The following is a 21,127-nucleotide window of genomic DNA, read 5'->3' on the forward strand; positions in this document are numbered from 1 at the left end:
AACGATGGCAAAAGCGATAATGGTGCAGGGAACCATGTCCAATGTGGGCAAAAGCCTGATCGCGGCGGGACTCTGCCGCATCTTCCGGGAGGACGGCTACCGCGTGGCCCCCTTTAAATCCCAGAATATGGCCCTCAACTCCTTTATCACCGGGGACGGCCTGGAAATGGGCCGGGCCCAGGTGGTTCAGGCGGAGGCGGCCGGAATCCGGCCCACTGTGGATATGAACCCCATTCTGCTCAAACCCACCACGGACGTGGGCAGCCAGGTGATCGTGCGCGGTGTGCCCCTGGGAAATATGAAGGCCCGGGATTATTTTGCGTACAAAAAGGAGCTGGTTCCGGTGGTGATGGAGTCCTACCGGCGTCTGGCGGAGGAGTACGACATCATCGTGATCGAGGGGGCCGGAAGCCCGGCGGAGATCAACTTAAACCATGAGGATATCGTGAACATGGGCATGGCGGCCATGGCGGACGCCCCGGTGCTGCTGGTGGGAGACATCGACCGGGGCGGCGTGTTCGCCCAGCTCTACGGCACCGTTTCCCTTCTGAAAGAGGAGGAGCGGGCCCGGGTGAAAGGCCTGGTGATCAACAAATTCCGGGGGGACAAAACGATTCTGGACCCGGGCGTTTCCATGCTGGAGGAGCTTTGTAACATTCCGGTGGCCGGGTTGGTGCCCTACATGCAGGTGGAGCTGGAGGACGAGGACAGCTTAAGCGGCGCGCTGGAGGGCAGGGCCGGGAACGCGGCGGAAGTCCCGCTGGACGGCAGAGCCGGGAACACAGAGGAAGCTCTGACGGATGGCGGGAGGACGGCGGCAATGGACGCGCAGGACGGCAAGGCCGGGAACACAGCGGAAGTCCGGCGGGACGGCGGGACGGCGGCAATGGACGCGCAGGACGGCAAGCCGGAGAGCACAGCTGCGGCCCCGCTGGTAGATATCGCCGTCATCCGGTTCCCGCGGATCGCCAATTTCACCGACTTTAACGCCTTAAGCGCCATCCCCTGCGTGCGGGTCCGCTATGTGGCGCGGCCCTCGGAGCTTGGGGCGCCGGATCTGGTGGTGCTTCCGGGGACGAAAAACACCATAAGCGACCTCCTGTGGCTGCGCAGCAGCGGGCTGGAGGCGGCGGTATTAAAATTGGCCTCCCGCCGGGTTCCCATCTGGGGAATCTGCGGCGGTTTCCAGATGTTGGGAGAGGAAGTGATCGACGAGGCCGGAGCCGAGGGCGCGTCTGTCCATCGTGCGGCCGGTCTGGGCCTGTTGCCCCTGACCACATGGTTCGAGGCAGAGAAAGTCCGCACCCAGGTCACCGGCTCTCTCGGGGAGCTGGACGGACCCCTGTCCGCCCTGTCGGGGAAATGCCTCACCGGCTATGAGATTCATATGGGCCGCACCGCAATCTCCGGAGGGCGGGGGCCAGAGGATACGGGACGGCTGGTGGATTACCGGGCGGAGCCGGAAATCTGCCGCCCAATGGCCTATCTCCTGGAGACGCAGTCGGATTCCAAGCAGGTCAAAACCGACGGCTGGAACCGGGGAAATGTGTACGGCTCCTACGTTCACGGCATATTCGACGATCCCGGCATCGCCAGGTCCCTGACGGAGGCGCTGCTGGCGAAAAAAGGGCTTTGTGCGGACCTGGCCGGTACGGCGGATTTCGACTATGCGGCGTTCAAGGAGATGCAGTTTACGGCCCTGGCAAAAGGGCTGCGGGAGAGTCTGGATATGGATCGGATTTACGAGATTATGGGAATAGAGGGAGGGAACAGCCGTGAAAATTGAGTTGGAGCAGGTGCTGCCGTCTCAGATCGAGACCAGAAGCTTTGAGATCATCGGCCGGGAACTGGAACAGATGGGAAAGGTCCTGGACCCGGAGCAGGAGCCGGTGATCAAGCGGTGTATCCACACCACGGCGGATTTTGAGTACGCGGACAGCCTGGTTTTCTCAGACCGGGCGGTGGAGCAGGGCCTTAAGGCCCTTAAGGCCGGGGCGCACATCGTGACGGACACCCGGATGGGATTCTCGGGCGTGAACAAAGGGCGGCTGGAGAAACTGGGCGGGGAAGCGCTCTGTTTCATGGCGGACCCGGATGTGGCGGAGATTGCCGCCGGGGAGGGCTGTACCAGAGCCACGGCCAGCATGGACAAGGCGGCCGGCCTGTACGGAACGGGCGGCCCCAGGGAGCGGATTCCCTGCATTTTTGCGGTGGGAAACGCGCCAACGGCATTGGTGCGGCTGTACGAACTGGTGACGGAGGGACGTTTGAAGCCCGCGCTGATTATCGGGGTGCCGGTGGGATTTGTCAACGTGGTCCAGTCCAAGGAGCTGATTCTGACGCTGCCTGACACGCCTTATATCGTGGCCAGGGGCAGAAAAGGCGGCAGCAATGTGGCGGCCGCCATCTGCAACGCGCTGCTGTACCGCATATAGAGGGGATAGAGAGGCCCCCTCATTCCCACCACAACCGTGGAAACAGTTGCCGCAGCCGCCCAAATATTGTATACTGATCAGTAAATAAGCTGCAAATCAAATGGCGAATCATGATGGAGAAGAGGTTTTGGATATGGACTTATATCGGATTATCCTGGTGGACGACGAGGAAGAAGTGCGCAAGAGCATCATCAAGAAGATCGACTGGAACGCGGCCGGATTCCAGGTGGTGGGGGATGCGGAGAACGGCGAGGAGGCCCTGGAGCGCATCGAGGCCCTGGAGCCGGACGTGGTTCTGACGGATATCCGCATGCCCTACATGGACGGACTGACCTTGGCGGAAAAGGTCCGCCAGCGTTTCCCCTCCACCAAGATCGTCATTTTCTCCGGCTACGATGATTTCGAGTACGCCAAGCAGGCCATCAAGCTCAACGTCACCGAGTACATTTTAAAGCCGGTCAACGTGGAGGAGCTGACCGCCATTTTAAAGCGGATCAAAGCAAACCTGGACGAGGAGATCGAGCAGAAGCGCAACGTCAGCCTGTTGCGGGAGAACTACCGCAAGAGCCTGCCCATCCTGCGGGAGCAGTTCTTAAACGACCTGATCAACCGCCGGGTGAGCGGCGATCTTCTGGCGGGCCGCCTCTCGGAGTACGATATCCCCATCGCGGGAGCCCAGAAATGGGTGGTCGCGGTCATCGACATCGAACCGGCGGAGCAGAAGGAGGGCAAGGAGCTGCCCCTGCACCAGGAGGCCGACTTGATCCCCATTTCCGTCATGCAGATCGTGGAAGAAAAGCTGAAGGACTACTGCCGTTTCACCCTGTTCACCTCCAATCTGGGGCCGGAGTCCGGCATGACGGTGATCGCCGCCATCGACCAGGAGAACACCCAGACCGGCCTCATCGACGTGCTGGGCGATATCTGCAAGGAGACGCGCAAGATCCTGGAGGTGCCCATCACCATCGGCATCGGCCACCGCTGCACGGACCTGCTCCATATCAGCGATTCCTACAAGGCGGCGGTGGACGCCCTGGGCTACAAGGCCATCGTGGGCATCGGCAGCACCATCTACATCAACGACGTGGAGCCGGGGGACGGGGGCAAGCTGGCCTTTGACAGCCGGGACGAGGCAGACCTGATCGCGGCCGTGAAATTCGGCCCCCAGGAGAAGATCGAAGCCGCGGTCAGGCGGGTGGTAGACCGGATGAGCGACGCAAAGGTGCATTTCCGGCAGCATCAGGCCTACATGCTGAGCGTGGCCAACTGCATCGTGCAGCTGATTCAGCAGTACGATCTGGACATGGCGGAAATGTTCGGCGAGGGCCGGGATTATGCGGACACCTTCAGCGTGATTCCCAAGATGCAGAAGCAGGAGGAATTCGGCCAGTGGCTGCTGCCCATCGCCCTGCGCATGAACCAGGCCATGAACCAGGAGCGCGACAACACCATGAAGCAGGTGATCAAGGAGGCCAAGCAGTACATCCAGGACAATTACCAGGACCCGGACTTATCCGTGGAAAAAATTTGCCGCCACCTGCACATGAGCCCCGCCTATTTTTCCACCATGTTCAAGAAGGAGACAGGTCAGGCCTATATCGCCTACCTGACCGAGGTGCGCCTGGACAAGGCGGTGGAGCTTCTGGGCAAAACCGACGACAAGACCTATGTGATCGCGGCAAAGGTGGGTTATCAGGAGCAGAACTATTTCAGCTATGTGTTTAAAAAGCGTTTCGGCGTATCGCCCACCAAATTCCGGGGGGCCAAGTAAGCGAGGAGGGCGGCCATGCCTTTGAAAAAGCGCCGGTATCCGTTCCAGAATACCAGCATCCGCTACACCATATTCATCTATTTCACCGTGTCCGCCCTGGCGGCCAGCATCTTCATCGGGCTGTCCATGTACAGCCGCATGTCCGGGCAGATGTCCGCGGCCATCCAGGAGGAGAACCAGATCCTGATCAACCAGCTCTCCCGGACCACGGACACCTACCTGCGCACCATCATGAAGTTGTCCGACTCCCTGTACTATGGGGCCGTCAAGAACGCGGACCTATCCGACAGCTCCATCAACCGCGAGATCACGCTGCTCTACGACAACAACAAGGACAACGTGGAAAATATCGCCCTCCTGTCCAACGACGGCAGGCTTTTGGAGGCGGTTCCCGCCGCCCGCTTAAAGACCAATCTGGACGTCACGTCGGAACCCTGGTTCCGGAACACCCTGGAAAAGACGGAGAACCTGCATTTCTCCATCCCCCAGGTCCAGTACATCTTCGACGCCAACGAGAACCAGTACCGCTGGGTCATCTCCGTGACCCGGGCCGTGGAGATCACCCAGGGCCCCTACACGGACCAGGGAGTGCTGCTCATCGACATCCGCTACAACAGCCTGGAACAGCTCTTTGACAGCGTCAGCCTGGGAAACGGCGGCTACGTGTACCTGATCACCAGCGGCGGGGATATCATTTACCATCCCAGGGCCCAGCTGCTGGACTCCGGCATCGCCAGGGAGAACAACGTAAAGGCGTCGGAGTACCGGGACGGCAACCACGAGGAGCTGTTTGAGGGGAAAAAGCGCCTGGTGACGGTGAAGAGCGTGGGGTACACCGGCTGGAAGATCGTGGGCGTCACGCCCATGGACGGGGTGTCCTTAAACAATCTGAAAACCAAGCTGTTCGTGGTCTTTATCATCGCCTTTATCCTGTTCATCCTGTCCATCATCAACTCCTACATCTCCTCCAGGATCACGGATCCCATCAAGGAGCTGGAGAAGTCGGTGAACGAGATCGAGGAGGGCCATCTGGAGACCAACGTGTACGCGGGCGGCTCCTACGAGATCCAGCATCTGGGCAATTCCATCCAAAACATGGCCCGGCAGATCAGGCGGCTTATGGACGACATTGTGGCGGAGCACGAGTCCAAGCGAAAGAGCGAGTTCGACACCTTGCAGTCCCAGATCAACCCCCATTTCCTCTACAACACCCTGGACATCATCGTGTGGATGATCGAGAACGAGCGGCAGTCCGAGGCCGTGAAGGCGGTGACCGCCCTGGCACGGTTTTTCCGCATCAGCCTGAGCAAAGGCAAGAGCATCATCCCGGTGCGGGACGAGCTGGAGCATGTGCGCAACTACCTGATGATCCAGTCCATGCGCTATAAGAACAAATTCACCTACTCCATTGAGGCGGGGGAGGGCGTGGAGGAGCTGGCCAGCTTAAAGCTCATGCTGCAACCCCTGGTGGAGAACGCCATCTACCACGGCATGGAATTCATGGACGGCGACGGCGAGATTCTCATTAAAGCGTGGCGGGAGGGGGACGACCTCTACATGAGCGTGGGGGACAACGGCCTTGGCATGACGCAGGAGCAGGTGGAGAACCTGTTTGCGGCCGCTGAGCACGTGCCCTCCAGGCGCGGCTCCGGCATCGGCGTGCGCAATGTGAACGAGCGCATCAAGCTGTACTTTGGCAAGGAGTACGGGCTTGTCATCGACTCGGAGCCGGACGAGGGGACCACGGTAACGGCCCACCTGCCTGCGGTTCCCTATGAGCAGGTGGCACAGAAGGTCACGTAAACAGCGGGGCGGAGGGGATTGAAACATGAATGTTATGTCAAAAAATGAGAAAATACTGTGGGCCCTGTCGGCCTGCGCCCTGGTCCTGCTGTTTCTGATGTCGTCCACCAACCTGATCATCAAGGAGAAAAAGGTGGAGATACACCCTATCTCCGTGATCATTGAGGATTCCAACGACGACTTTTACGGGAATTTCCGCAAGGGCATGGACAAGGCGGCTCTGGAGTACCACGCGGATATCAGCTTTATCACCTTATACGAGCGAAATGACCAGGAGCAGCAGCTGGAGTTAATCAACCGGGAGATCAAGGACGGGGCCAAGGCCGTGATTCTGACCCCGGTAAACGAGCGGGAGACGATCCGGGCGCTGGACCGCACCAGTTTAAACAGCCCGCTGGTGGTGCTGGGCTCCCAGGTTCCCAATGAGATCGTGGTGGCGAACGTGGCGGTGGACGGCTATGAGATGGGAGAGAAGCTGGGAAATGCGGTGGCGGCCCATGAACCTAAGGAAAATCCGGTCTACCTGTTCACCGACGGGCTGGAATACGGGCTCAACCTGCGGGTGTACGACGGCGTGCGGACTGTTCTGGAACAGGCGGGCTTCACCTGCACGCTGGTGGAACGCCGGGACGGAGACACCTACCGCGGAGTGATCGAGGAGACCGTCTATCCGGGCAGCGGCAGGGCGGCCATCGTGGCCCTGGACACGCCGTCCCTGGGGGAGGCGGCCCAGATTCTGGAGGACAGCAGCGTTTACCACCAATACATCACCGGACTTTACGGCGTTGGCGGCACCACGGCCCTGCTCAACCAGCTGGACCAGGGGATCATCACCGGGCTTGTGACCTACAACCGGTACGACGAGGGATATTTGAGCGTGGAGCGGGCCGTGGAGGCCATCGAGGGAAGCCGGCAGAGGGAACAGATTCTTCTGGACTCCTATTACATTGAAAAACCGCAGCTGCGGGACAAGCAGTACGAGAAGATGCTCTACCCCATGGATTGATGGGGAAATGATAGAATATCGGGGAGGAAACCATATGGAGGTCAACAAAAAACGCTGGCTGTGCGGCGGGACCGCGGCAGCCCTTGCGCTGGCTCTGGCCGTGGCCGGGATTGTGTGCTGGTTCAGAACCAACCGGGTGCCGCCGCCTAAAACCTCGATCCGCATCGGGGTGGCCCTGTACCGGGGCGACGACACCTTTATCAGCACGGTCCGGGCGGCCCTGGAGGAGCGGGCCAAGGCCTATGAGCAGGAGACGGGAATCAAAGTGGTTATGGACATTGTGGACGCCAAGCTGAACCAGAATACCCAGAACAGCCAGGTGGAACGCTTCATCTCCCTGGGCTACGACGCTCTGTGCGTGAACATCGTGGACCGCTCCGCGGCGTCCATCATCATCGACAAGGCCATGGACGCGGGCATCCCCGTGGTGTTCTTCAACCGGGAGCCGGTGGAGGAGGACATGAACCGGTGGGAGAAACTGTATTACATCGGAGCGGACGCCAAGGAGTCCGCGGTGCTCCAGGGGAATATTCTGGTGGACGCTTACAAAAAGGACCCCTCCTGCCTGGACCGGAACGGGGACGGCATGGTCAGCTACGTGCTCCTGGAGGGGGAGAGCAGCCATCAGGACTCCCTGATCCGCACCGAGTGGTCCATCCAGACCTTAAAGGACGGCGGAGTGCCCCTGGAAAAGCTTACCGGCGGCATCGCCAACTGGGAGCGCAGCCAGGCGTCGGCCTGGATGGAGCAATGGATCTCGGAATATCCGGAACAGATCGAGCTGGTGATCTGCAACAACGACGACATGGCCCTGGGCGCCATCGACGCCATCAAGCGGGCGAATATCTCCAGGGGCGCCATCAAGGTGGTGGGCATCGACGGCACGCCGGTGGGCAAGGAAGCCCTGGCGGCAGGGGATCTGTTCGGCACGGTGGAGTCCGACCGGGAGCAGTACGCCAGGGTGATTTTTGACATCGCGGCGGCCCTTGCCCTGGGGAAGGGCGTGCCGGAGGACATCCATTTAGACGGCGGAAAATACTACCGCTGCCCGCAGATTGCGCTGACTGGTGAGAAATAGAATGAAAAAGAGCGAAAGCCTTGTGCAAAATGGAGCAAAGCTCCCTGGCACAGGGCTTTTTTGCTTTATAGGAAACTTCTCAAATCAGCGAAGATGGTGTATAATAGATTGGAAATAAAAAAGGCATAGCAAAAGAGCGAAGGTGTGACTTCGCCATGACGTTGTCTATGTATTTTTTGTTTTTGGTTTAGGCTGCACTATCTGACGGTAGAGAAAGAATAGGGCATATGGAACTATCCATATCCCATAACCTTTCGATAGCGTTCAAATAGTGCAGTTTTTTTGTGGTAAACTTCTAAAACCAACATAGAAGTGCCACACTCCGGGCATCTGAGCGGATCATAGCCAAAGGTCAGAAGAATCAAATTCCGCCAATCTAGGAGCTTAGAAAGATAATGCTGCTTCTGCTTGGATAAACATTTCCGGAGATTTTTTTCCTGTTTGTGGTGCTTTGCATAAATGCCGTAGTAGCGGACCATTTTAAAATGCTTGTCAGGGATATGCAGGATCAGGCGTTTGATAAAGTCAATGGCGGGGATGCATTCTGTGATCGTTTTATGGTCCTCATGTCGCTGATAATGGAACGTCACAGAATCCCCGTCATAGGCATCCATCCTGGAAGTGGCAATGACAGGCCGTCCAAGGTATCTGCTGATGTATTTAATGGTGATATCAGGAGAACACAAATTAGGTTTGGCTCTCACATAAAAGCCTTCGGGATGGTCTTTGTAGATTTGATTTTTAAGCTTCTTAAAAGGCGGTCCCAGTTTAAGAGAGAGCTGATCCAAAAGGACTTTCCGAAAAGCCAGGCGCAGGAAATCATAATCAAAATGGGGATTGGGTCGCCAGGGAGTAATGTTGCCAGCACCGCCTTCCGAAATCAGGGCATGGATGTGAGGATTCCACTTTAAATCTCTACCGAAGGTATGAAGGACGCAGATAAAACCAGGAGTAAAGAGTTCGGACTTATTCATCTTGAAGAACATGCGTAGGACGACATCCCTGACAGAATGGAACAGGCAGTTAAGGAGTGAGTGGTCCTTAAGAAAGAAGATGCGCAGTTCCTCAGGAATGGTAAAGACACAGTGTCTGTGGATACAGGAAACGAGTTTACAAGACATACGAAAAGCACGTTTCTGGTTATAGACGTTGCCGCATGAGGGACAGAACCGGCTTTTACAGGAAAAGGGAACAAATTTAAGGTTACCACAATGAGGACAGCCAAAGAAAGCTCCGCCATAAGAAGGATCATGGCAGAGGATCATCCGGTTGATGTTATCCAAAACATTTTTATCAGGTCGAATAACATATTGGATATATTCAAAGTGGTCAGAAAAAATAGTTTGGAGGATGTTCTTATGCATAAGAACATTTTACAATAAAGCAGCAAAAAAGGAAATCCCCTAAAACCCCTCATGAGTGAGGGGCAGGGGAGTTGAGAGTGCCGAAGGCACTTTGTTCCCCCCTGCGCGGCGGAAAAATGCTTTGAAAGTTTAGAGAAAATCATGGAAAAATATCATTTTAGACAGAAAATCAAAGAAATTTCATAATGGACCGTAAAAAATCATATGGAAAAATGCATAATTCGGAACTATAATAACCTTGTCGTTAAGATAAAAGTAACAAATACGACAGAAAACCGAAAACAAAGCAAAGGGAGGAATACAAACATGAGAGTATTAAGAAAAGTTACTGCAGTTGCAATGGCTTCCGCAATGGTAGTTTCCATGGCAGGATGCGGCGGTGGCGCGAAAGAGACCACAGCGGCAGCGACCGAGGCTCCGACCACAGCGGCAACTGAAGCGGCGACCGAGGCGGCCACAGAGGCAGCGACCGAGGCGGCAGCGGCAGCAGCGACCGAGGCAGCAGCAGCGACCACGGGTGACTATGCGGACAAGAAAGTCGGCATCAGCATTTACAAATTCGACGATAACTTCATGACCCTGTACCGCACCGAGTTAGAGAGATATCTGACCGAGGACCTGGGCTTCAAGAAAGAGAACATCACCATCATGGACGGCAAGAACGATCAGGCTGAGCAGACCAACCAGATCGACAACTTCATCAACCAGGGCGTAGACGTTCTGATTCTGAACCTGGTTCAGTCCTCCTCCGCTCCTTCCGTTACCGACAAGTGTAACGAGGCCGGAATCCCCGTTGTTTACATCAACCGTGAGCCGGATGCCGCTGAAGAGCAGAGATGGAAAGACGAAGGAATCAAGGCTACATACGTTGGCGCTGACGCAAGACAGTCCGGCACCTTCCAGGGCGAGGAGATCGCAGAGCTTGAGAACCACGGCGATGCCAACGGCGACGGCGTTGTGTCCTACATCATGGTTCAGGGCGATCCCGAGAACGTAGACGCTCAGTACAGAACCGAGTATTCCGTGAAGGCTCTGACCGACGCAGGCGTACAGGTTGAGGAACTGTTAAAGCAGAGAGGCGACTGGGATCAGGCTAAGGGCCAGCAGATCGTGCAGGATGCCCTGACTCAGTACGGCGACAAGATCGACGTTGTGTTCTGTAACAACGACGCTATGGCTCTGGGCGCTCTGGCCGCTATCCAGGCAGCTGACAGAAAAGTGGGCGAGGACATCTACATCGTAGGCGTTGACGCTCTGACCGAGGCCGTTCAGAACGTAATGGAAGGCAAGATGACCGGTACCGTATTTAACGATCACATCAGCCAGGCTAAGACCGCCGCTGACATTGCCTGTGATTTCTTAAACGGCAAGGATGTTGCGAATGTAAACATGGTTGACTATGTAAAGGTTACCAACGAGAACGCGCAGCAGATCCTCGATATCGTGAAATAATCGGTTCGCAGAGTAGAAACTTTTCAGGTGTGTCTGTCCGGCACACCTGATTTTATGAAAGGAGATAACGGGATGGCAGAGTACAGATTGGAAATGCGGGGTGTCAGCAAAAGCTTCCCCGGCGTCAAGGCTCTGGACGGGATCAGCCTGAAAGTCCGGCCGGGCTCCGTACACGCTCTGATGGGTGAGAACGGCGCCGGCAAATCCACGCTGATGAAATGCCTGTTCGGAATTTATAAGATGGATGAGGGGGAGGTCTACCTGGACGGGGAAAAGATGAACATCATAAACCCCGACGACGCCCTCCACAAAGGTCTGGCCATGGTGCACCAGGAGCTGCAGCCCATACCGGAGCGTTCCATCGCTGAGAACATGTACTGCGGCAGGTTTCCGACCAGAAATTATGGCCCGCTGAAGGTAATCGACCATAAGAAAATGAATGAGGAAGCGCAGAAGTGGCTGAGGGACGTGAAGATGGATTTCGACCCCAAGGCCAAGCTGGGAACTCTGTCCATCTCGCAAATGCAGTCCGTTGAGATTGCCAAGGCAGTATCCATGAACGCCAAGGTGGTGATTCTGGATGAGCCCACATCCTCCCTGACGGACAATGAGGTGGAGGCCCTGTTTCGGATTGTGCGCGATCTGCGGGACCGGGGCGTTTCCCTGATTTACATATCCCACAAGATGGCGGAGATCCGCGAGATCGCGGACGACATCACCATCATGCGCGACGGCACCTACGTGGGCAGCTGGGCCGTGAAGGACATCAGCGACCAGGAGATCGTAAAGCAGATGGTAGGCCGCGAGCTGACCAACATCTACCCGCCAAGGGACAACAAACCCGGCGACGTGATCCTGGAGGTGAAACACTTATCCAGCATCCACGAGCGCTCTTTCCAGGACTGCAGCTTTGAGCTGCACCGGGGTGAAATCCTCGGCTTCGGCGGCCTGGTGGGCGCCCAGAGAACCGAACTGATGGAGGCCATCTTTGGCATGCGCCATGTGGCAAGCGGCGAGATTCTCATGGACGGCAAGCCCATCAAGGTGGTGCGGCCTCAGGAGGCCATCCGCAACAGCATCGGTATGATCACTGAGGACCGCCGCGGAACGGGCATCATCGGCTGTCTGTCCATTGCGGACAACGTGTCCATTTCCTCGCTAAACCAGTACCTGGATATGGGAATCGTGCTGAACCACGGGAAGATTGAGCAGCTGGTCAAGGACAACGTGGCGAAGCTGAGCATCAAGACGCCCAGCAGCAAGACCACAATCCAGTCCCTGTCGGGCGGCAACCAGCAGAAGGTAATCATTTCCCGGTGGCTGGCCAACAACCCGGATGTGCTGATCATGGATGAGCCCACCCGAGGCATCGACGTCGGCGCCAAGTACGAGATCTATCAGATTATGATCAATCTTGCGAAGCAGGGAAAAGCCATTATCATGATTTCCTCCGAGATGCCGGAGCTGATCGGCATGTCCGACCGCATTATGGTAATGTGTAACGGCAGGATTACCGGCGAGGTGTCCGGTGAAGAAGCAACCCAGGAGAATATCATGAGCCTGGCTACCAAGTTTTAGCCGAAGGAGGACGTAGGGATGGATAAGAAGAAAATAAATGTAAAAGATTTTTTGATTAACAACGGAATTATCATGCTGCTGGTCATCATGGTGGCATATGTGAGTATTACCAAGGATAATTTCTTCAGCTTCAACAACATGAAGGGTATCGCCTTAAACTGCGCGCCCCGTTTCATCATCGCCTTCGGCGTCAGCGGCTGTCTGATCACCCGCGGAACCGACCTTTCCGCAGGACGCTGCGTGGGCTTAAGCGCCTGTATCGCAGGCACCCTGCTTCAGGACCCCAACTTTGCGGGCCGTTTCTGGCCCAACCTGCCGGATCTCCCGGTGATCCTGGTACTGCTGATCTGCGTGGCGGTCTGCTGTATCTTCGGTCTGATCAACGGCCTTGTGATCTCCTTCCTGAGCGTGCCCGCATTCATCGGCACCCTGGGCATGCAGCTGATCGTTTACGGCGTTGTGCAGGTTTACACCAAGAACGTACCCCTGGGCGGCTTCCGCAAGGACTTCGTGAACGTCGGTACCGGCGCTCTGTTTAAAACCGCGAATTTCCCGGGTATTCCCTACCTGTTCATCATCGCAGCCATCGTAGGTCTGATCATGTGGTTCGTCTACAATATGACCCGCCACGGCAAATATATGTACGCCATTGGCGGTAATGAGAGCGCTGCCGAGGTGTCCGGCGTAAATGTGAAAAAGACCAAAATCATCATCTACATGACCGCAACCGCTCTGTACGCGCTGGCCGGCTTCCTGTTGGCGGCAAAGACCGCGGGCGCCAGCACCAACATGGGCCAGGGTTATGAGCTGGAGGCAATCGCAGCCTGTACCATCGGCGGCGTGTCGGTAAACGGCGGTATCGGTAAAATTTCCGGCGTTATCGTCGGCGTGCTGGTGTTCGAGCTGTTAAAATCCACCCTGCAGTTCCTGGGCGTGGACCCCAACTACCAGTACATCCTTCAGGGCGTGGTAATCGTGGTAGCAATCGCTCTGGATATCCGCAAGTACATCGTGAAGAAGTAAACGCCTATGGAAGAGAGAGAAAAACTTCCGGAGGAGCGCCTGCGGGAGCTGGAGGAGGAAAACCGGCGGCTTTTGGAGGAGAACACGGAGCTCAAATCCAAGCCGCTCAAGGAGAGCTTCTACGACCACATCCACGTCTCCGTGCGGACCATGGATATCATCATCGGCTGCCTCTGCGTCCTGTTTGTGGTGGTGCTGATCTTAGGGATGTCCAACCGGTAACAGGGGGCGCGCCGCCGGCCCATTCCATTCAATAAAAAAACGCTGCTGTCTGTGGGACGGCGGCGTTTTTTGACGGACGGATGAGAGTGCGGGCAGCGGCGGTCCCGGGAAGGAACGCCCCGGACCGGAGATCGGAATCAGCAGAAATCCACTTTCCCGCTGCTGAGCCTGCTGTTCTGGTATTCGCCGGACATGGTCACGTCCTCGGTGAACCACTCCGGGGGCACGAAGGCTTCCGCCTCCTCCACGGTGGGAAATTCCACCTCGGCCAGAATCAGGCCGCTGTATACCCCGGAAAATACGTCCAGCTCGATGGTCAGGTGGGCGTACGTTCCGGTCATGGGGATCCGGTAGCGGTCCTTGGTCAGCACGATGCCGTCGGCTTTTTCCAGCAGATGCCTGTAGGCCTGTTCGTTTAAGGGCAGGTTGTATTCCTCCCTGGCAAGCAGACCCCGGCCCTTGTAGGTGAGATAGTATTCGCCGCCGTCCCGGCGCACGCGCACCACCGGGTCCGTGCACAAATAGGCCTGCTCAATGGCCCGGACCGGGTAGGACCTGTAATGTTCCGGCAAAACCGCAATCCGATATTTTCGTTCAATTTCCATTCTTTTCCTCCTGGATCATATGCATTCTGACAGTATCATAACACGTAGTTTTTCGTTAGAACAGCAAAATTATCAAAAATAAAAAAAGGACTGGCAATTTTCCTCAGCCATGCTAGAATGTTCTATGAGATTAAGTAACTGTTCGGCAGGTCTGCGCACTTGCTGCGCTGACCGTACGAAAATCTGGGCATGCAAGCAAAAATCCTATCGACGAAGTCGATTTTAAATGGATTTTTGCTCGTATCTGTGAAGGTACTGAACAGATATGAGATTAAGTACAGGGAAGGAGATTGTCATGGCAAAGGTGTTTGCATTTTTAGCGGAAGGTTTGGAAGAGGTGGAATGTCTGGCCGTAGTGGACGTGCTGCGCAGAGCCGGGGTGGAGACGCGCCTGGTGTCCGTTACCGGGAACCGCATGGTAACCGGGTCCCACAATATCACCATTCAGGCGGACGCTCTGTTCGAAGAGGTGAATCCGGACGAGGCGGACCTGCTCTTTCTCCCGGGCGGCGTTCCGGGGACTCCGAATCTGAAAGCCCACGAGGGGCTTGCAGCCGCGCTGGTGAAGGCCAACAAACAGGGCCGCCGGGTGGCCGCAATCTGCGCCGCGCCCAGCGTGCTGGGAGAACTGGGACTGCTCAAGGGCCGTACCGCCACCTGTTACCCGGGCTACGAGGACCGGCTCCATGGCGTCTCCTACACCCTGCAGGGCGTGATTACGGACGGAAACATCACCACGGGCAGAGGCCTGGGCTACGCGCTGGACCTGGGGCTGGAGCTGGTGCGCCTGCTTCAGGGAACCCAGCAGTCGGCCAAAATCAAGAAATCCATCCAGTACGACCAGTGCTGAGACGTCTGCGCGGGTGAGACTGCGCAGGCTTTCCGGAGATGGAATTAATTTTTTGGAAAAGCTGCGCAGTTTCGCAAAATAATACTGGAATTTTGCGAACGGGCATGCTATAATGGTAAATTGAAGTGTAGCGCCCTCGGGATATGGGCGAATCACATATATTTTAAGGAGGAACCCATAGAATGAGTTTACAAGTAGAAAAATTAGAAAAAAACATGGCGAAGCTGACCGTGGAGGTGCCGGCGGAGCAGTTTGAGAAGGCAATCAAGAAAGCATTCAATAAGAATAAGAACCGTTTCAACATTCCCGGCTTCCGCAAGGGCAAAGCTCCCCAGGCCATGATCGAAAAGATGTACGGCGTGGGCGTTTTCTATGAGGACGCTGCGGACGAGGCCATCAACGAGACCTACGCCGACGCCATGAAGGAGAGCGAGCTGGACATCGTTTCCAGACCCGCCATCAGCATCGAGCAGATCGAGAAGGGCCAGCCCTTTATCTACACCGCTACCGTGGCTGTGAAGCCGGAAGTGACGCTGGGCGAGTACAAGGGATTAGAGGTCGAGAAGGCCGACATGACCGTGAAGGCCGAGGACATCGAGGCTGAACTGAAAAAGGTTCAGGAGCAGAACGCCAGACTGCTGACCGTTGAGGACAGACCCGTTGCCGACGGCGACCAGGTTGTGATCGATTTCGACGGCTATGTGGATGGCAAAGCGTTTGACGGCGGCAAGGCTGAGGACTACAGCCTGACCATCGGCTCCCACTCCTTCATCGACACCTTCGAGGAGCAGCTGATCGGCAAGAACATCGGCGAGGAGTGCGAAGTAAACGTAACCTTCCCGGCTGAGTACCATGCGGCCGAGCTGGCGAACAAGCCCGCTACCTTCAAGGTGACGGTCAAGGAGATCAAGGTCAAGGAGATCCCGGAGCTGAACGACGAGTTCGCCGGAGAAGTTTCCGAATTTGAGACCCTGGATGAATACAAAAAGGATATCGAGGCGAAACTGTCTGAGAAGAAGCAGAAGGAAGCCGCCACTGAGAATGAGAACCGCGTGGTTGAAAAGGTAGTGGCCGGAGCCACTATGGAGATCCCGGAGCCCATGATCGACGGACAGGTGGAGAACATGCTTCAGGATACCGCCCGCAGAATGCAGAGCCAGGGCCTGAACCTGGAGCTGTACCTGAAATACACCGGCATGACCCTGGATCAGATGAAGGAGAACATGCGTCCCCAGGCTGTGAAGCGCATTGAGACCAGACTGGTTCTGGAGGAAGTGGTAAAGCAGGAGAACATCGAAGTTTCCGACGAGCGTCTGGACGAGGAGATCGCCAAGATGGCGGCCGCTTACCAGATGGAGGCTGACAAGCTGAAAGAGTACATGAGCGAGCAGGATAAGAAACAGATGAAGGAAGATCTGGCCGTTCAGGAAGCGGTTGATTTCCTGGTAGCAGAGGCCAAGTTAGTTTAAACACGTTTTGAGAGCAAGGGGGATTCCTGGTGTCCGAATGGCCTGCTGGGAGCCTCCTTGGTTTTATGAGACGGAATGTCAAGTGAAAACAACATGACAGACAGGAGGATCTGATTATGAGTTTAGTACCCTATGTCATTGAACAGACCAGCCGCGGGGAGCGCTCCTACGATATTTACTCCCGGCTGTTAAAAGAGAGGATCATTTTCCTGGGCGAGGAAGTGAACGATGTGTCAGCCAGTTTGATTGTGGCCCAGCTGCTGTTTCTGGAGGCTGAGGACCCGGGCAAGGACATCAATCTGTACATCAACAGCCCGGGCGGGTCTGTGACCGCCGGCATGGCGATCTACGACACCATGAACTATATCAAGAGCGACGTGTCCACCATCTGTATCGGAATGGCGGCCAGCATGGGCGCGTTCCTGCTTTCCGGCGGCGCAAAGGGCAAGCGCTTCTCGCTTCCCAATTCCCAGATTATGATTCACCAGCCCTCAGGCGGAGCCCAGGGCCAGGCGACGGAGATCAAGATCGTTGCCGAGAACATTTTAAAGACCAAACGGAAACTGAATGAGATTTTGGCGGCCAATACCGGCAAACCGCTGGAGATGATCGAGCGGGATACGGAGCGCGATTACTACATGAGCGCTGAGGAGGCCAGGGAATACGGCCTGATTGACCAGATTATCACCAACCATTGACCGTCGCCCCAAACCTGTAAATGAAAGGTAAGGAAAAATATGCCAATTAGGACAGATGACACGATCCGCTGCTCCTTCTGCGGAAGGACCCAGGATCAGGTGCGAAAGATGATTGCCGGAGCAGGCAACAACAATGTCTATATCTGTGACGAGTGCATTGAGCTCTGCTCGGAGATTCTGGAGGAGGAACTGGACGGCATCGAGGAAGAGACCGCTCCGGGCCTTTCGGATATCCGGCTGTTGAAGCCCAAGGAGATCAAGACGTTTCTGGACGAATATGTAATCGGACAGGACGAGGCGAAAAAGGTGCTTTCCGTGGCGGTTTACAACCACTACAAGCGCGTGACCGCCTGCCAGCATGTGGACGTGGATGTTCAGAAGAGCAATATTCTGATGATCGGCCCCACGGGTTCCGGAAAGACCTATCTGGCGCAGACTCTGGCCAAGATTTTGAATGTTCCCTTCGCCATCGCGGACGCCACGGCGCTGACCGAGGCCGGATACGTGGGCGAGGACGTGGAAAATATTTTGCTGAAACTGATCCAGGCGGCGGATTACGATATCGCCCGGGCGGAGTACGGCATTATCTATATCGACGAGATCGACAAGATTACCAAGAAATCGGAGAATGTCTCCATTACCAGGGACGTTTCCGGTGAGGGCGTGCAGCAGGCCCTGTTAAAGATTCTGGAGGGAACTGTGGCTAGCGTGCCGCCCCAGGGCGGAAGAAAGCATCCGCACCAGGAGCTTTTGCAGATCGACACCACTAACATCCTCTTCATCGTGGGCGGCGCCTTCGACGGACTGGAGAAGATCGTGGAGGCGCGTCTCTCCGCCGGTTCCATCGGCTTTAACGCTGAGATCGTGGATAAGAACGACATGAACATCGACGAGCTGTTAAAGAAGGTGGAGCCCAAGGATCTGACCAAATTCGGCCTGATTCCGGAGTTTATCGGCCGTGTGCCGGTGAACGTGTCCCTGCAGTCTCTGACCAGGGATGCCATGGTGAGAATCCTCTCCGAACCCAAGAACGCCCTGATCAAGCAGTATCAGAAGCTTCTGGAGCTGGACAATGTGAAGCTGGAATTCACGCCGGAGGCCCTTGAGGAGATCGCCCAGCTGGCGGTGGACCGCAAGATCGGCGCCAGGGGCCTGCGCTCCATTATCGAGGGCGTGATGATGGATCTGATGTACGAGATTCCCTCAGATGAGAGCATCGGCATCTGTACGATCACCCGGGATGTGGTGAAAAACAGAGCCCAGCCGGAGCTGGTATACCGGGATGTGCCGGCAAACCCGCGGAAGGGCCGCGCGGACCGGAAACGCGGGGATAGCAAGACTGGAGAAATTGCATAGAACAAGTGAAAAAAAGGCCGCTGCAAACAGGATAGAAACCAGTTATCCCAAAGGTTGCAGCGGCCTTTTAAAGGGTACAAGAGGTGAACGAACAAGTATGGAAGAACAAATTAAGACAATGCCTGTGGTGGCATTACGGGGGCTGACCATACTGCCCAAGATGGTGATGCACTTCGATATCACCAGGCCGCGGTCCATGGCCGCGGTGGAGAAAGCCATGATCGGGGACCAGAGAATTTTTCTGGTGACGCAGAAGCATCACGAGGTGGTGGAGCCGGAACTGGACGACCTGTATCAGGTGGGAACCATCGCAGTGGTCAAACAGATGGTGAAGCTTCCCAAGCATGTGGTACGGGTGCTGGTGGAAGGGATGGAGCGGGGAGAACTTCTCTGCTTTGACAGCGAGGAGCCGGCGCTGATCGCCCAGGTTGGCTCCATGGATAAGGAAGATGAGGATCTGGACAGCCTGACCAAGGAGGCCATGCTGCGGATTGTGAAGGATAAATTGGATGAGTACGGACAGGTGAACGCCAAGTTCAGCCAGGACGTGCTGCCGGGACTCAAGGTGATCCCCAGCCTGGAAGAACTGCTGGATCAGATCGCCATTCAGCTGCCCTGGGACTACACGGTGCGCCAGGGCGTGCTGGAGAGTAACTCCCTGGAAGCGCGCTACGAGGTGATCCTGCGGACGCTGATGTCCGAGATGGAGATTTACCGCATCAAGAAGGATTTCCAGGAAAAGGTAAGAGCGGACATTGACCAGAACCAGAAGGAGTATATCCTGCGGGAACAGATGAAGGTGATCCGCCAGGAGCTTGGGGAGGACAGTTCCATGTCCGACGCGGACGAGTACCAGAAAAAACTGGGACTTTTGAAGGCGGACAAGGAGACCAAGGACAAGCTGCGCAAGGAGATCGAGCGTTTTCGCGGGATGCCGGCCGGAAGCCAGGAGGCCAACGTGCTGCGCACCTACATCGAGACGCTTCTGGAGCTGCCCTGGAAAAAGACTTCCAAGGACAACGACGATTTGAAACACGCCCAGCAGATTCTGAACGCGGACCACTACGGTCTGGACAAGGTCAAGGAGCGCATCCTGGAGTATCTGGCCGTGCGGACCCTGACGAAGAAGGGCACCAGCCCCATTATCTGTCTGGTGGGCCCGCCCGGTACGGGAAAGACCAGTATCGCCCGCTCCGTTGCCAGGGCGTTAAATAAAAAGTACGTGCGCATCAGCCTGGGCGGCGTGCGGGATGAGGCGGAGATCCGCGGACACCGCAAGACCTATGTGGGCGCTATGCCGGGCCGCATCGTGGAGGGCCTCAGACAGGCCGGGGTCAGCAATCCGCTGATGCTTCTGGACGAGATCGACAAGGTCAGCAGCGATTACAAGGGGGACACCTCCTCCGCGCTGCTGGAGGTGCTGGACAGCGAGCAGAACGTGAAGTTCCGCGACCACTACGTGGAGCAGCCCATCGATTTATCCCAGGTGCTGTTTATCGCCACGGCCAACACTACCCAGACCATCCCCGGCCCGCTGCTGGACCGCATGGAGCTGATCGAGGTGAACAGCTACACGGAGAATGAAAAGTTCCACATTGCCAAGGATTACCTGGTGGGCAAGCAGCTGGAGCGCAACGGCCTGAGCCGGGAGGAGGTTTCCTTCTCTGACCGGGCGCTGGAGAAGATCATTCACAATTACACCCGGGAGGCCGGAGTCCGCAATCTGGAACGGCGCATCGGGGATATCTGCCGCAAAGCGGCCAGGGAATTTCTGGAAAATAAACGCAAGTCCATTAAGATCACGGAGATCAACCTGGAAAAGTACCTGGGTAAGGAGAAGGTGACCTTTGAGGACGCCAACGAGGAGGACCAGGTGGGGGTGGTACGCGGCCTGGCCTGGACCAGCGTTGGCGGGGACACCTTGCAGATCGAGGTCAACGTGATGCCGGGCAAAGGGAACCTGCTGATGACCGGCCAGCTGGGCGATGTGATGAAGGAGTCGGCCCAGACCGCCCTGACCTTTGTGCGGTCCATCTGCCCGGACTATCAGGTGCCCAACGATTATTTTGAGAAGCACGACCTGCACATCCACATCCCGGAGGGCGCGGTGCCCAAGGACGGCCCCTCCGCGGGCATCACCATGGCCACGGCTATGGTCAGCGCGGTGACGGGCAGGAAAGTGTTCGCCAAACTTGCCATGACCGGCGAGATCACCCTGAGAGGCCGGGTCCTGCCCATCGGGGGGCTGAAGGAGAAGATTCTGGCGGCCCGGATGGCCCACATCGAGAAGGTGCTGGTGCCGGAGAAGAACCGGCCGGATATGGCGGAGCTGTCCCGGGAGATCACGAAGGGCCTGGAGATCGTGTACGTCAAGGACATGTCCCAGGTGCTGAGCCAGGCTCTGGCCTCATAGAGAA

The 21,127-nt window shown here is 56.5% G+C and carries 17 protein-coding genes and 1 pseudogene; 15 read left to right on the top strand and 3 right to left on the bottom strand.

Annotated features, from left to right (window positions below):
- The first annotated feature begins 4 nt into the window (after nucleotides 1-4).
- The 6 genes from ACK2JC_RS26790 (at nucleotide 5) to ACK2JC_RS26815 (ending at nucleotide 8,093) form a co-directional block, all read left to right on the top strand.
- The gene (locus tag ACK2JC_RS26790; RefSeq protein WP_320937123.1) at nucleotides 5-1,786 is read left to right on the top strand and encodes a cobyric acid synthase; all 1,782 of its coding nucleotides are present in this window, start codon (nucleotides 5-7) and stop codon (nucleotides 1,784-1,786) included.
- On the top strand, nucleotides 1,776-2,435 hold the full coding sequence (locus ACK2JC_RS26795; RefSeq protein ID WP_320937122.1) for a precorrin-8X methylmutase: 660 nt from the start codon (nucleotides 1,776-1,778) through the stop codon (nucleotides 2,433-2,435). The genes ACK2JC_RS26790 and ACK2JC_RS26795 overlap by 11 nt, the downstream gene beginning before the upstream one ends.
- 133 nt (nucleotides 2,436-2,568) lie before the next feature.
- Entirely contained in the window at nucleotides 2,569-4,206 is a 1,638-nt protein-coding gene (locus ACK2JC_RS26800; RefSeq protein ID WP_092360911.1) for a response regulator, read from the top strand.
- A gap of 15 nt (nucleotides 4,207-4,221) precedes the next feature.
- Nucleotides 4,222-6,009: a sensor histidine kinase gene (locus ACK2JC_RS26805; protein WP_320937121.1), complete on the top strand. Its 1,788-nt coding sequence runs from the start codon at nucleotides 4,222-4,224 to the stop codon at nucleotides 6,007-6,009.
- A gap of 34 nt (nucleotides 6,010-6,043) precedes the next feature.
- Nucleotides 6,044-7,015, top strand: coding sequence for a sugar ABC transporter substrate-binding protein (locus ACK2JC_RS26810; protein WP_411338535.1), 972 nt, complete (start codon nucleotides 6,044-6,046; stop codon nucleotides 7,013-7,015).
- Between the two features lie 34 nt (nucleotides 7,016-7,049).
- The gene (locus tag ACK2JC_RS26815) at nucleotides 7,050-8,093 is read left to right on the top strand and encodes a galactose ABC transporter substrate-binding protein (protein WP_320937120.1); all 1,044 of its coding nucleotides are present in this window, start codon (nucleotides 7,050-7,052) and stop codon (nucleotides 8,091-8,093) included.
- Between the two features lie 233 nt (nucleotides 8,094-8,326).
- On the opposite strand, the gene ACK2JC_RS26820 is transcribed toward ACK2JC_RS26815, so the two are convergent.
- Entirely contained in the window at nucleotides 8,327-9,079 is a 753-nt protein-coding gene (locus tag ACK2JC_RS26820; protein WP_368275016.1) for a transposase, read from the bottom strand.
- 144 nt (nucleotides 9,080-9,223) lie between these two features.
- Nucleotides 9,224-9,457 (bottom strand): annotated as a pseudogene (locus ACK2JC_RS26825) (transposase zinc-binding domain-containing protein); the annotation flags it as partial.
- Nucleotides 9,458-9,763: 306 nt separating this feature from the next.
- Here ACK2JC_RS26825 and ACK2JC_RS26830 point away from each other — a divergent pair.
- From ACK2JC_RS26830 to ACK2JC_RS26845, 4 genes are all read left to right on the top strand, one after another.
- Nucleotides 9,764-10,909, top strand: coding sequence for a galactose ABC transporter substrate-binding protein (locus ACK2JC_RS26830; RefSeq protein WP_092360907.1), 1,146 nt, complete (start codon nucleotides 9,764-9,766; stop codon nucleotides 10,907-10,909).
- A 72-nt stretch (nucleotides 10,910-10,981) separates the two neighbouring features.
- Nucleotides 10,982-12,487: a sugar ABC transporter ATP-binding protein gene (locus tag ACK2JC_RS26835; protein WP_092360906.1), complete on the top strand. Its 1,506-nt coding sequence runs from the start codon at nucleotides 10,982-10,984 to the stop codon at nucleotides 12,485-12,487.
- 18 nt (nucleotides 12,488-12,505) lie between these two features.
- A complete protein-coding gene (locus tag ACK2JC_RS26840; RefSeq protein ID WP_092360905.1) occupies nucleotides 12,506-13,510 on the top strand; it encodes a galactose/methyl galactoside ABC transporter permease MglC in 1,005 nt (334 codons plus the stop codon).
- Between the two features lie 6 nt (nucleotides 13,511-13,516).
- On the top strand, nucleotides 13,517-13,732 hold the full coding sequence (locus tag ACK2JC_RS26845) for a hypothetical protein (RefSeq protein ID WP_092360904.1): 216 nt from the start codon (nucleotides 13,517-13,519) through the stop codon (nucleotides 13,730-13,732).
- Between the two features lie 137 nt (nucleotides 13,733-13,869).
- Here ACK2JC_RS26845 and ACK2JC_RS26850 read toward each other — a convergent pair whose 3' ends face one another.
- A complete protein-coding gene (locus tag ACK2JC_RS26850) occupies nucleotides 13,870-14,337 on the bottom strand; it encodes a CYTH domain-containing protein (protein ID WP_092360903.1) in 468 nt (155 codons plus the stop codon).
- A gap of 295 nt (nucleotides 14,338-14,632) precedes the next feature.
- On the opposite strand from ACK2JC_RS26850, the gene ACK2JC_RS26855 reads away from it, so the two are divergent.
- The 5 genes from ACK2JC_RS26855 (at nucleotide 14,633) to lon (ending at nucleotide 21,123) form a co-directional block, all read left to right on the top strand.
- Nucleotides 14,633-15,187, top strand: coding sequence for a DJ-1 family glyoxalase III (locus tag ACK2JC_RS26855; RefSeq protein WP_092360902.1), 555 nt, complete (start codon nucleotides 14,633-14,635; stop codon nucleotides 15,185-15,187).
- 182 nt (nucleotides 15,188-15,369) lie between these two features.
- A complete protein-coding gene (gene tig / locus ACK2JC_RS26860; RefSeq protein WP_092360901.1) occupies nucleotides 15,370-16,656 on the top strand; it encodes a trigger factor in 1,287 nt (428 codons plus the stop codon).
- A gap of 116 nt (nucleotides 16,657-16,772) precedes the next feature.
- Nucleotides 16,773-17,354, top strand: a complete 582-nt coding sequence (clpP, locus tag ACK2JC_RS26865) for an ATP-dependent Clp endopeptidase proteolytic subunit ClpP (RefSeq protein WP_320937687.1) — start codon at nucleotides 16,773-16,775, stop codon at nucleotides 17,352-17,354.
- A 39-nt stretch (nucleotides 17,355-17,393) separates the two neighbouring features.
- Nucleotides 17,394-18,710 (top strand): ATP-dependent Clp protease ATP-binding subunit ClpX, encoded by a 1,317-nt coding sequence (clpX, locus tag ACK2JC_RS26870; protein ID WP_007712009.1) that lies wholly within the window; start codon nucleotides 17,394-17,396, stop codon nucleotides 18,708-18,710.
- Nucleotides 18,711-18,807: 97 nt separating this feature from the next.
- Nucleotides 18,808-21,123 (top strand): endopeptidase La, encoded by a 2,316-nt coding sequence (gene lon / locus ACK2JC_RS26875; protein ID WP_092360899.1) that lies wholly within the window; start codon nucleotides 18,808-18,810, stop codon nucleotides 21,121-21,123.
- The last annotated feature ends 4 nt before the right edge of the window (nucleotides 21,124-21,127 follow it).

The organism is Enterocloster lavalensis (genome assembly GCF_046603895.1).
GTDB classification, from domain to species: Bacteria; Bacillota; Clostridia; order Lachnospirales; family Lachnospiraceae; genus Enterocloster; species Enterocloster lavalensis.

Excerpts from the sequence above, each read along its gene's own strand:
- ACK2JC_RS26835 (WP_092360906.1), top strand. The coding sequence starts at position 10,982 with ATGGCAGAGTACAGATTGGAAATGCGGGGTGTCAGCAAAAGCTTCCCC.
- ACK2JC_RS26845 (WP_092360904.1), top strand. The coding sequence starts at position 13,517 with ATGGAAGAGAGAGAAAAACTTCCGGAGGAGCGCCTGCGGGAGCTGGAG.
- ACK2JC_RS26805 (WP_320937121.1), top strand. The coding sequence starts at position 4,222 with ATGCCTTTGAAAAAGCGCCGGTATCCGTTCCAGAATACCAGCATCCGC.
- clpP (WP_320937687.1), top strand. The coding sequence starts at position 16,773 with ATGAGTTTAGTACCCTATGTCATTGAACAGACCAGCCGCGGGGAGCGC.
- ACK2JC_RS26810 (WP_411338535.1), top strand. The coding sequence starts at position 6,044 with ATGTCAAAAAATGAGAAAATACTGTGGGCCCTGTCGGCCTGCGCCCTG.
- ACK2JC_RS26790 (WP_320937123.1), top strand. The coding sequence starts at position 5 with ATGGCAAAAGCGATAATGGTGCAGGGAACCATGTCCAATGTGGGCAAA.
- tig (WP_092360901.1), top strand. The coding sequence starts at position 15,370 with ATGAGTTTACAAGTAGAAAAATTAGAAAAAAACATGGCGAAGCTGACC.
- lon (WP_092360899.1), top strand. The coding sequence starts at position 18,808 with ATGGAAGAACAAATTAAGACAATGCCTGTGGTGGCATTACGGGGGCTG.
- ACK2JC_RS26820 (WP_368275016.1), bottom strand. The coding sequence starts at position 9,079 with ATGTTCTTCAAGATGAATAAGTCCGAACTCTTTACTCCTGGTTTTATC.
- clpX (WP_007712009.1), top strand. The coding sequence starts at position 17,394 with ATGCCAATTAGGACAGATGACACGATCCGCTGCTCCTTCTGCGGAAGG.
- ACK2JC_RS26850 (WP_092360903.1), bottom strand. The coding sequence starts at position 14,337 with ATGGAAATTGAACGAAAATATCGGATTGCGGTTTTGCCGGAACATTAC.
- ACK2JC_RS26830 (WP_092360907.1), top strand. The coding sequence starts at position 9,764 with ATGAGAGTATTAAGAAAAGTTACTGCAGTTGCAATGGCTTCCGCAATG.
- ACK2JC_RS26855 (WP_092360902.1), top strand. The coding sequence starts at position 14,633 with ATGGCAAAGGTGTTTGCATTTTTAGCGGAAGGTTTGGAAGAGGTGGAA.
- ACK2JC_RS26800 (WP_092360911.1), top strand. The coding sequence starts at position 2,569 with ATGGACTTATATCGGATTATCCTGGTGGACGACGAGGAAGAAGTGCGC.
- ACK2JC_RS26840 (WP_092360905.1), top strand. The coding sequence starts at position 12,506 with ATGGATAAGAAGAAAATAAATGTAAAAGATTTTTTGATTAACAACGGA.
- ACK2JC_RS26815 (WP_320937120.1), top strand. The coding sequence starts at position 7,050 with ATGGAGGTCAACAAAAAACGCTGGCTGTGCGGCGGGACCGCGGCAGCC.